The organism is Neisseria sp. HMSC064E01 (assembly GCF_001808875.1).
Lineage (GTDB): Bacteria > Pseudomonadota > Gammaproteobacteria > Burkholderiales > Neisseriaceae > Neisseria > Neisseria sicca_A.
This window is the reverse complement of the sequence record NZ_KV794933.1, coordinates 55,649-67,000: the sequence shown is the minus strand read 5'-3', so window position 1 is coordinate 67,000 and position 11,352 is coordinate 55,649. Positions and strand designations below refer to the sequence as shown.

The following is an 11,352-nucleotide window of genomic DNA, read 5'->3' as shown; positions in this document are numbered from 1 at the left end:
GTTGCTATGATACGAGAGTTCCGATATACAAGATGGTGTGTTTCAGACGACCTTTCGGGCGGTTTGGGTTGGAAGGGTTGCCGTGTGTAAATGAACCGGATTCGGTGTTTATTATTTGTTTTTGTTGTAAATGAAAAGTTTGTTTGTTTCTTGGTATGGCGAACATGCAAACTATAAATGATTTAATTATTTATATGAATTATATATGACAAATAGCATAAAAGGTCGTCTGAATGGCTGGAACGTAAGGGTTTGTTCTTTTCAGACGACCTTTTCTAGGTTTGGGGTGTGGCAATTTGTTTACAAATCCCGATTGGCAACATTCATGGTCAAGTGGTTTTAGGATGCGGCTTTTCCGCTTTGCCGTTTGCTTTCTTTTTGGGCAGGATAAAGTGCATTTTCAAACCATTCGGCTTGATGTTTTCAGCCATGATTTTACCGTTGTGCTGCTCCATGATGTGCTGGGTCAGGGCAAGGCCTAAGCCCGTGCCGGGTTTGCTGGCGCTGGAATCGGCACGGTAAAAGGCGGTGAAAATGTGCGGCAGTTGCATTTCGTCCACGCCGGGGCCGTTGTCGGTAACATCGACAATCCAATGCTTGCCGTCTTGTCCGATATTGACGCGGATGGTGCTGCCTTCGGGGCTGTAATTGATGGCGTTGCGGATAACGTTGTCAAACGCGCGGTACAAATAGCCTTCGTTGGCGCAGACCGTAGCATTTTCGGGGATTCTGGGTTCGACCGAAAGGGTAACGGTTTGTTTGTTCTGCTGAGCGATGCTTTGGTTGTCTTCCACGATGTTTTTCAGGAAGGGGACGAGCTTCAGGCTTTCTTTTTCCAGCGGGATGTTGGACGTTTCCAAACGGGAAAGCGTCAGCAACTCGCCAACCAAGGTATCCATGCGGGTCAATTCGCCTTCCAGCCTTTTCAGGTATTGCTCCTGCTTTTGCGGCTGCGCCTGAATCAGACCGACAATCGCCTGCATGCGCGCCAAGGGCGAGCGCATTTCGTGGGAGACGTGGTGAAGCAGGTGGCGTTCTTTGGCAACGAGTTTTTCCAGTTTTTCCGCCATTTTGTCGAACTGGATGGCAAGGTGGGACAATTCGTCGTCGCGGTCGTCCACTTGCTGGGAAATACGGGTTTCAAGTTCGCCGTTTGCCACTCTGTCCATACCGCTGCCTAAGATTTTGATGGGCTTAGTAATGTTGCTGGCGAGGATGTACGCCATCAACAGGCCGACGACGATGATGAAGGACAGGATGATGAATTCGTGCCAAATCGGGGCGAGCGGCAGGCCCGGGATAAAGAGCGGGCTGGGCAGGCGTTGCGCCTGATGGCTGTCCCAACCTTTGATAAAGAAGAGGTATTCTTCACCGAAACGGTCGTATTCAATGTGCGCCAAATCGGAATTAGGGTTGTTGATGGCAAACACGCGGGCGCGTTCGATGGTGTGTCCGTCGATATTGCGGTCGAGGATGTCTTTTTTCTCGTCGCCTAAAATGACGTAAACGGAATTGGAGACTGGGCTGTCTTCCCATTCCGCCAATATTTCGCGCGCACCGCTGTCTCCGCGCGCCCTAAAGGCGGAGAGGATGCTGTTCATCAAAGTGGTTTCGATGGTGCGGCGTTGGTTGAATTGGTTTTCGGCAAGGGTGTTTTGCACCAGCCAAAAAGAAAAACTCGCCACAAAGATTGCGCAAACGATGACTGCGCAAAATGTGGCGAAGATGCGTTGAAACAGTTTCATTGATCTGTTTAATCTTTAGTTTTTAACAAACAGGTAGCCCAAGCCCCGTACGGTCTGAATCAGCGAGGCATCGCCCAGTTTGTGGCGGATGCTGGAGATATGGACGTCGATGCTGCGGTCGAATTTTGCCAGTTTGCGGTCGAGTGCTTCGATGGATAAAGTCTCTTTGCTGACAACTTGTCCGGCGTGGCGCATCAGGACTTCGAGCAGGTTGAACTCGGTACTGGTCAGCTCAAGCGGAGTGTCTTTGATGGTTGCTTGACGTTTGGCAGGGTAGAGTACAACGTCGCTGACGGAAATGCTGTTTGGCGCGTTGTTCGGCTCGCCGCTTTGTTGAGCGCGGCGGAGGATGGCGTTGATGCGTGCCAACAGTTCGCGCGGGGTGCAAGGTTTCGGAACATAGTCGTCCGCACCCATTTCCAATCCGATGATGCGATCGATGTCGTCGCCTTTGGCGGTCAGCATGATGATGGGAACGGTGCTTTGCGAGCGGACGTTTTTCAATACGTCCAAGCCGTTCATTTTCGGCATCATGGAGTCTAATACGACAACATCGTACTGACCGGTCAGGATTTCGTGTACACCAGCTTCGCCGTCCGGAACGCTGTGGACGTTCAATCCTTCGGCGGTAAGGTATTCGGTGAGCAATTCGGTCAGCAAAGCGTCGTCATCTACGAGTAATACGCGACTCATGGGATTTCCTTTTCGTGATTGTATGCGCTACGCAAACCCGAAATAAACGGGTGCGGCGGATAGTGATGGCTAATCTTAACACGCATTTTGAGTTTTTTGATAGCTTGTTTTCCTATGCTTTTGCGCTTTTTTGCATTGCAGGGACGCTGTCTTTACATTTCCAGACGACCCCTGTACCAAATCCCCAAAATATACGCCGAATTCATGTCAAACAGACGGCAAAATGATGCCAAAAAATACGACATTCGAGAAAAGAAGAGGGCATTCTAAAACAGGTCGTCTGAAAGCGTATTCGGGCTTTCAGACGACCTGTTTGATGTTAGAATGATTACTTATATTTATGAATGAATCACAAAGGGGCTTGTCGATATGTCCTTATCCATTGACGAACAGCTTTTACCGCACCGCAATGCCATCGATGAAATCGATGCCGAGATTTTGCGCCTGTTGAACGAGCGCGCAGGTCATGCGCACGCCATCGGCGAATTGAAAGGAACGGGTGCGGTGTACCGTCCCGAGCGCGAAGTGGCAGTATTGAGGCGGATTCAGAGTTTGAACCAAGGCCCGTTGCCTGACGAGTCCATCGCAAGACTATTTCGGGAGGTAATGAGCGAATGCTTGGCTTTAGAGCGTCCGCTGACGATTGCCTACCTCGGTCCGCAGGGAACGTTTACCCAGCAGGCAGCCATCAAACATTTCGGCCATGCCGCCCATACCGCCGCATTTCAAACCATAGACCAGTGTTTCCGCCAAGTCGAAACGCGGCAGGCGGATTATTTGGTTGCGCCGGTTGAAAACTCAACCGAAGGCTCGGTCGGACGCACCTTAGACTTATTGGCGGTAACCGCATTGAAAGCCTGCGGCGAAGTCATTGTCCGCATCCATCACAACCTCTTGCGTAAAGGCACGCACGAATTGGGCGGCATCACAAAAGTCATCGCACACGCCCAAGCGCTGGCGCAATGCAACGACTGGCTCGGACGCAACCTGCCCAACGCCGAACGCATCGCCGTTTCCAGCAACGGAGAAGCGGCAAGGCTGGTGGCGGAATCAGACGACCCCAGTATCGCCGCCATCGCAGGGCGTACCGCAGCCGATATTTACCATTTGAACTATGTCGCCGAATGTATCGAAGACGAGCCGAACAACACCACGCGCTTTTTGGTCATGGGGCATCAAGATACAGGCAGCAGCGGCAAAGACAAAACCTCGCTGGCAGTCTCCGCGCCCAACCGAGCCGGCGCCGTCGCCGCGCTGTTGCAGCCGTTTACCGAATCAGGCATTTCAATGACCAAGTTCGAAAGCCGCCCGAGCAAATCTGCGCTGTGGGAATACCTGTTCTTCATCGACATCGAAGGACATCAAAACGACGAAAAAGTCCAAAACGCACTGCGGCTCTTGAGCGAACGCGCATCGTTTGTCAAAGTCATCGGGTCCTATCCGGCAGCCGTTTTGTAATGTAGTGAGAATGAAGAAGGTCGTCTGAAAATTCAGATACGGGTTTTCAGACGACTTTTTCCATGCCTTTAACTTGTAGCATCTTCAGCATAATCAGCCCATTGGGCAGCCCACTCTTTCAATAAACGGTGGCGTTTTTCAAATGTCCGACGCAAAGTCGGTAGTCCGATTAGCCGGTCAATCGTTTTTCCCAGCCCGAAAGTAAATTCCACCGTATCTGTTACACAAGTACGCCCATCGAAAAACTTGAATTCATGCGTATGGCGGAAGGAGCGGTAAATCCCCTTCAACATCAGGTCGGTAAACGATTGGTTCGACTCAAGCGAAATGATTTCGGCGCGATGCCGCAACCAAATCCCGCAAACTCTGTATCTGAAATCCAAAATATCTCCCCGCGCCCAGTATTCCTTTTCCGATAACCATTGCACGTCAAACGGAAACTGACAGGCAAATCCGTGTCGGGAAGTACAGTAGCGGAATATCGGTTCGAGCGGCGCATCCAGCCGGATGCTGCGGGTGTAAGTCAGCATGATATCGACCGTTATGGGCAAAGATGGGGATGTTGATAAGAGTGGTGCGGTCGGTATCAGTTCATAATTGCATTGAACAGATGGGTTGGTAGTGATAATGGAATAAAGGTCGTCTGAAAATTTTTAGACGACCTTTTGAGGTAATTACAATCAAAAATTAAAAAGATTGGTTTAATCGTCTTCAATTTGCAGAAATTCTAACCATGCTTTTTTGTTATTTTCTAATTGTTTTAATTCAATATTAGGTTTATTTATATTCTCTTGGCAAGTTTTTATTTTTCTCTTTAAAGCTTCAATATATTTATTTTTCCATGTGTAAAAATCATCATTGGTAATTTCAATGTCAGAGAATTCTAAGTCATCAAGTTTAAATGAAGATTGTTTTTTAAGTTTAGTGTGTACGTCATATTCTGTTTTGATGCAATAATCCTCATTAATAATAATAATCAGTTTTTTATGAAAATTATTTATGTATTCTTCTTGAGTTTCCTTATATTTTTTTAGGCATTCCTTTATGGATTGATCTATAGATTGATCAAGTTTTTCTCTGAACTTAGGTTTTAATTTTTTAAGAATGCTGTTCTCTCCCAAAGCATCTGCTGTATCTTTGTAACTGGTTAGAATGAGAAAGTGAATAATCTTATCTTGCGGGTTGTTTTTTACGAAATTTACTACTTCTGAAGAATCTAATATTCGTTTTTCAGAATTTAATATTTCTGAAGTTTTTAAATCTAATCGTAATTTTTCCAGTAGTTTATATCTATTTAATAAACCTTGAAAACTATAAGGTGTTTCTAAATCTTTATTCTCCGAGTATTTATCTGGTGTTAGGCAGTATAATGCCAAGAGTTTAAGTATTTCATTTGGTATGAAGGAGCGAAGGATATCGCTATATAATTGTTCTTGAATATTGATATATTTTGTACTGATTTTCTGTCTAATTTCTACACTATTTTCCAAAAAATCTTCTATTTTTATTTTAGTATTTTTCTCATCATTATTGGCTGGCTCTTTGTTCTCATCTCTTTTGGATAGGTTTATACAAATAAATTTAAGCATTTGAAATAATAAATCAAAATATCCTTTTAGGGTTTGGTTGTGATTTATAATTTCTATTGCGTAATAATTACTCATCCCTTCAGATGGTTGTGCCTCAGTAATAGTATCAAGCCCTTTTTTATAGTGACTTTCAATGTCCCCGTTTACTTTAGCAATATCAGTTTCGACTTTTTCAATAGTCTTATTATGCTGCTCCAGTAAAGAAAAAAATGTCGATTCAAATTGTTGCAGATTAAAAATTTCTGACTGGCGGCTTTGTTGCTCTACCTGTTGGCGTTGCTGTTCTGCCGCCTGTTTCAACTCTTCGCGCGTTGCTTGCATTTCCTGCGCTTGTTGATGAATGGTGTAGAGCAGGCCGATAAGGGCTAGGAAGCTGATGATGGGGTTCAGCGTGCCGCCCAGATAGTCGCCGAATGTTCCCCATGTGGCGGAATCGTTAGCAATGGGGAATGTTTTGAAATTGTTGATATATCGTTCTAAAACAAAAATAAATGCTGCAACAGCGATTCCGCCTAATACCCATAATAAGCGATTGGGTTTATTCCCTTTTTCCATGGTTTTTCCTTGTGTTATTTCTATCTGGCTTCAGTTAATTTCTGATGAACTTGGAAACAACAATGCCGTAGTGAAGATGAAGGTGGGTCATTATAAAACAAAAGGTCGTCTGAAAATTTTCAGACGACCTTTATGATGAATCGCGGCGGTAGGTTTCAATTATTCTTGGCTGATGGGTTCGAAGCCCGGGCAGTCTTCATTATTTTTGGAATTGCTTGCCCAGAAGATGCCGTCGCTGTTGAGGTAAACGGAGCAGGTCTCGGTGGACTTGTATTCGTCTGTGGGTTTGGCTTCGAGGATGTATCTTGAGGAGGCGGAGTTTACGATTTTTTTATCGTTGTCGTCCGGGCCTTCGAAGTTGAAGATGGAGATATTGAAATATTGGTTTTGAACCAAGGGGGGCAAGGCGGGATTGCCTGCTTCGGCTTTTACGGTCGCATGCTGGGCATAGTAACGCTCGAGGTTTTGGGCGTTGATCAGCAGCTCGGAGCGGACGCTTTCCAAGCGTGTTTTGCGGACGTAGCGTTGGTAAGAGGGATAGCCGATCGTCGCTAAAATCGCGATGATCAGAACGACAACGAGTAGCTCGGGGAGAGTAAAACCTTGTGATTTGTTTTTCATAGTAAGTGTCATTGTGTTGTTATATTTATCATGCCGGGTCGTCTGAAAGGTTCGGGGAGGCGGCCGTTGTTGGGTTTGATAGATGTTGAATTATAGTTCTTTTCTCTTGTTTTGAATGTTTGGATAAATATTGAGATTGGGAAAATATGTAAATACGTTGAAATATTCTGGAAAAGGGTTTTGATTATTTCTATGTAAAACAATAAGTTAAATTTTAGTTTGGTCGGTTATTGTCTTGGCTGGGGTGGATGTTTACAGTAAAATCTGCCCGTTTTCAGCGTTTTCGGCGGATAAGTGTTGGGATTATGCGACATGAGTCAGGTGCCGGATTGAACAGATGAAATGGATGAATCAGAAAGTCAGTTATGGCAAAAATCATTAATAAATGGACGGTTGGAATAACGGTTGCTGCGGTGCTTGGGTTTGCTGCTTGGTCTTATTTCCAGCCCGAACCTCAAACTTCTTACATCACGGAAACGGTCAAACGCGGCGACATCAGCCAGACGGTGTCCGCTACGGGCGAGATTTCGCCGTCGAATCTGGTGTCGGTGGGCGCGCAGGCTTCGGGGCAGATTAAGAAGCTGTACGTCAAGCTCGGACAGCAGGTTAAAAAGGGCGATTTGATTGCGGAAATCAATTCGACCACTCAGGTGAACACGCTGAATACGGAAAAATCCAAGCTGGAAACGTATCAGGCGAAGTTGGTTTCTGCCGAAATCGCGCTGAACAGTGCGGAGAAGAAATACAAGCGCGAGGCGGCTTTGTGGAAGGAAAACGCGACGTCCAAAGAGGATTTGGAAAGTGCGAAGGATGCGCTGGCTGCGGCTAAGGCAAACGTTGCCGAGCTGAAGGCTTCCATCAAGCAAACCAAAATTTCCATTAATACCGCCGAATCGGAATTGGGCTATACCCGCATTACCGCGACGATGGACGGTACGGTGGTGGCGATTCCGGTGGAAGAAGGGCAGACGGTGAACGCGGTGCAGTCCACGCCGACGATTATTCAATTGGCGAATCTGGATACGATGTTGAACAAAATGCAGATTGCCGAAGGCGATATTACCAAGGTCAAAGCGGGGCAGGACATTTCGTTTACGATTTTGTCCGAACCGGATACGCCGATTAAGGCGAAGCTCGACAGCGTCGACCCGGGCTTGACCACGATGTCGTTGGGCAGCTATACCACCAGCACGGACACGACTTCCAATGCGATTTACTACTACGCCCGCGCTTTGGTGCCTAATCCCGACGGCAAACTTTCTATCGGTATGACGACGCAGAATACGATTGAAATCAACGGCGTGAAAAACGTTTTGCTCGTGCCGACGCTGACGATTAAAAAACACGACGGCAAATCGTTTGTCAGCGTTTTGGGTGCGGACGGTAAAGCTTCGGAACGCGAGATTACGGTCGGTCTGAAAGACAGCATGAATACCGAAGTGAAAAGCGGTTTGAAAGAAGGCGACAAGGTAGTGATGTCGGAAATGAGCGCGGCGGAGCAGGCTGAAGCGGCACAACGCGCCATGCAGGGCGGTCCGCCGAGATAAATAGGCAATAGGTCGTCTGAAAGTTTTGTTTCTGAGCAAAATCCCCCTTTCAGACGACCTTTTCACTCCATACATCATTATCGGTCGGAAACACTTATGAGCTTAATCGAATGTAAAAACATCAACCGCTACTTCGGCAGCGGCGCGAACCGCGTTCATGTGTTGAAAGATGTTAGCCTGTCGATAGAGAAGGGCGATTTCGTCGCCATCATCGGGCAGTCCGGTTCGGGCAAATCCACGCTGATGAACATCCTCGGCTGCTTGGATAGCGCGACTTCGGGTTCGTATCAAATCGACGGCATCGAAACCGCCAAAATGGAGCCGGACGAATTGGCGGCATTGCGGCGCGAACGTTTCGGCTTTATTTTCCAACGCTACAACCTTTTGGGTTCGCTGACGGCGCGGGACAACGTCGCCCTGCCTGCCGTGTATATGGGTATGGGCGGCAAAGAGCGTTCCACGCGTGCGGAAAAGCTGTTGCAGGATTTGGGTTTGGAAGGCAAAGAAGGCAACAAACCCAGCGAACTTTCCGGCGGCCAGCAGCAGCGCGTCTCCATCGCCCGCGCCCTAATGAACGGCGGCGAAATCATCTTCGCCGACGAACCGACCGGCGCGCTCGATACCGCCAGCGGCAAAAACGTAATCGAAATTATCCAAAAGCTGCATAAAGAAGGGCATACCGTGATTATGGTTACGCACGATCCCGGTATCGCCGCCATCGCCAACCGCATCATCGAAATCCGCGACGGCGAAATCATCTCCGACAGTTCAAAAAATCCCGAAATCCCCGAAAGCAAAATAGAACGCATCAAAGAAAAATCTTCGTGGCTGTTTTATTACGACCAATTTGTCGAGGCCTTCAAAATGTCGGTGCAGGCGATTATGGCGCACAAAATGCGCTCGCTCCTGACCATGCTCGGCATCATCATCGGCATCGCCTCGGTCGTGTCCGTCGTCGCTTTGGGCAACGGTTCTGAGAAAAAAATCCTCGCAGACATCAGCGCGATGGGAACGAACACCATCAGCATCTTCCCCGGGCGCGGCTTCGGCGACAGACGCAGCGGCAGGATTAAAACCCTGACCATTGACGACGCCAAAGTCATCGCCAAACAAAGCTACGTCGCTTCCGCCACCCCGCAAACCAATTCCAGCGGCATGCTGACCTACCGCAACACCGATTTATCCGCCTCGCTTTACGGCGTGGGCGAACAATATTTCGACGTGCGCGGACTGAAGCTGGAATCAGGCCGCCTGTTTGACGAGGGCGATGTAAAAGAAGACGCGCAAGTTGTCGTGATCGACCAAAACACCAAAGAAAAACTCTTTGGCTCAGACGTCAATCCCTTGGGCAAAACCGTCCTCTTCAACAAACGCCCGCTGACCGTCATCGGCGTGATGCAAAAAGAAGAAAACTCCTTCGGCAATTCCGACGTATTGATGCTCTGGTCGCCCTATACGACCGTGATGCACCAAATTACCGGCGAGAGCCACACCAACTCGATTACCGTCAAAATCAAAGACGACGCCAACACCCAAGTCGCCGAAAAAGGACTGACCGAGCTGCTCAAAACGCGGCACGGTACGGAAGACTTTTTCATGAACAACAGCGACAGCATCAAGCAGATGGTTGAAACCACCACTGGCACGATGAAGCTGCTGATTTCTTCCATCGCCCTGATTTCATTGGTAGTCGGCGGCATCGGCGTGATGAACATCATGCTGGTGTCCGTAACCGAGCGCACCAAAGAAATCGGCGTGCGCATGGCGATTGGCGCGCGGCGCAACAACATACTGCAACAATTCCTGATTGAAGCGGTCTTAATCTGTATTATCGGCGGCTTGGTCGGGGTAGGGCTGTCCACGGCAATCAGCCTTGTGTTCAACCATTTCGTCACCGAATTTCCGATGGAAATTTCCATCGGCTCCGTCATTGGCGCGGTTGTCTGCTCGACAGCCATCGGCGTGGCGTTCGGTTTTATGCCCGCCAACAAAGCCTCCAAACTCAACCCGATTGACGCCTTGTCTAAGGATTAAAGTTTCAGACGACCTCCAAACCCAAAAGGTCGTCTGAAAATCCCGTTTGGCTATTGTCATCACAATGGAGTTATAGTGGATTAACTTTAAATCAGGACAAGGCGACGAAGCCGCAGATAGTACATCAGGACAAGGCGATGAAGCCGCAGATAGTACAGATAGTACGGAACCGATTCACTTGGTGCTTTAAGCACCTTAGAGAATCGTTCTCTTTGAGCTAAGGCGAGGCAACGCCGTACTGGTTTAAAGTTAATCCACTATACACACACCGAGGAAAACCTAATGATTACCCTGCATGTATTGGCACAGTCCCGCGCCCTGCGCATCGTCTGGCTGCTCGAACTCATCGGTGCACCGTATCAAATTAAAACCTACGCGCGCCATCCCGAAACCCTGCTCGCGCCCGACGAACTCAAAGCCGTACACCCGCTGGGCAAGTCCCCCGTTATCGATGACGACGGATTCGTACTCAACGAAAGCGGCGCGATTACCGATTACCTGATTCAAACCTACGGCGGCGGACGCTTCATGCCCGAACGCGGCAGCCAAGATTACTGGCATTACCAACGCTGGCTGCACTATGCCGAAGGTTCGCTGATGCCCTTGCTTTTGCTCGGGCTGGTGTTCCGCAAAATAGAAAACGCCCCCATGCCGTTTTTCATCAAACCCATCGCACGCAAAATCAGCGGCAACGTCAAAAACGGCTTTATCGAACCGCAAGCCGCCCTGCATCTTGCCTATGTCGAAAACGAATTAAACGGCAAAGACTGGCTGGTCGACAACCGGCTCAGCGGCGCCGACATCATGATGAGTTACCCGCTGCAAGCCACCGCCGACCGCTTCGGATTGGCGGACTATCCCAACATCCGCGCCTATTTGCAGCGCATTGAAAAAGACCCCGCCTATCAAACGGCGGTACAGAAAGCAGGCGACCCGCTGCTGCGTTTGGATAAATAAGGTCGTCTGAAAAAGCAAAAGTCGGGTCAGAACCCGACGCAATACCGAACACACGATTCACACAATACATTGCGAAAACAGCCCGAGCGTCGTCCGAATCCGCAACATATAGTAGATTAACTAAATCAGGACAAGGCGAGGCAACGCCGTACT

General features: G+C 48.4%; 9 protein-coding genes. 4 read left to right on the top strand and 5 right to left on the bottom strand.

Annotated features, from left to right (window positions below):
• Positions 1–329: 329 nt before the first annotated feature.
• Positions 330–1,745, bottom strand: a complete 1,416-nt coding sequence (locus tag HMPREF2572_RS06310; RefSeq protein ID WP_070496956.1) for a HAMP domain-containing sensor histidine kinase — start codon at positions 1,743–1,745, stop codon at positions 330–332.
• A 15-nt stretch (positions 1,746–1,760) separates the two neighbouring features.
• Positions 1,761–2,438 (bottom strand): two-component system response regulator MisR, encoded by a 678-nt coding sequence (misR, locus tag HMPREF2572_RS06305; protein ID WP_003740839.1) that lies wholly within the window; start codon positions 2,436–2,438, stop codon positions 1,761–1,763.
• Positions 2,439–2,807: 369 nt separating this feature from the next.
• Between misR and pheA the strand changes: the two genes are divergently transcribed.
• Entirely contained in the window at positions 2,808–3,896 is a 1,089-nt protein-coding gene (pheA, locus tag HMPREF2572_RS06300) for a prephenate dehydratase (protein ID WP_049225724.1), read from the top strand.
• A 68-nt stretch (positions 3,897–3,964) separates the two neighbouring features.
• Here the strand turns inward: pheA and HMPREF2572_RS06295 are convergent, their stop codons facing one another.
• From HMPREF2572_RS06295 to HMPREF2572_RS06285, 3 genes are all read right to left on the bottom strand, one after another.
• Complete coding sequence (locus HMPREF2572_RS06295; protein ID WP_070496953.1) at positions 3,965–4,426, bottom strand: SRPBCC family protein; 462 nt, start codon at positions 4,424–4,426, stop codon at positions 3,965–3,967.
• A 171-nt stretch (positions 4,427–4,597) separates the two neighbouring features.
• A complete protein-coding gene (locus tag HMPREF2572_RS06290; protein ID WP_070496950.1) occupies positions 4,598–6,040 on the bottom strand; it encodes a putative phage abortive infection protein in 1,443 nt (480 codons plus the stop codon).
• A 159-nt stretch (positions 6,041–6,199) separates the two neighbouring features.
• Complete coding sequence (locus tag HMPREF2572_RS06285; protein ID WP_009312346.1) at positions 6,200–6,661, bottom strand: type IV pilin protein; 462 nt, start codon at positions 6,659–6,661, stop codon at positions 6,200–6,202.
• A 365-nt stretch (positions 6,662–7,026) separates the two neighbouring features.
• On the opposite strand from HMPREF2572_RS06285, the gene HMPREF2572_RS06280 reads away from it, so the two are divergent.
• The 3 genes from HMPREF2572_RS06280 to HMPREF2572_RS06270 all read left to right on the top strand — a co-directional run bounded on the left by HMPREF2572_RS06280 (position 7,027) and on the right by HMPREF2572_RS06270 (position 11,199).
• Positions 7,027–8,208, top strand: a complete 1,182-nt coding sequence (locus HMPREF2572_RS06280) for an efflux RND transporter periplasmic adaptor subunit (protein ID WP_003758056.1) — start codon at positions 7,027–7,029, stop codon at positions 8,206–8,208.
• Between the two features lie 96 nt (positions 8,209–8,304).
• A complete protein-coding gene (locus tag HMPREF2572_RS06275; RefSeq protein WP_070496947.1) occupies positions 8,305–10,242 on the top strand; it encodes a MacB family efflux pump subunit in 1,938 nt (645 codons plus the stop codon).
• A 282-nt stretch (positions 10,243–10,524) separates the two neighbouring features.
• Complete coding sequence (locus HMPREF2572_RS06270; protein ID WP_070496944.1) at positions 10,525–11,199, top strand: glutathione S-transferase family protein; 675 nt, start codon at positions 10,525–10,527, stop codon at positions 11,197–11,199.
• Positions 11,200–11,352: the final 153 nt, after the last annotated feature.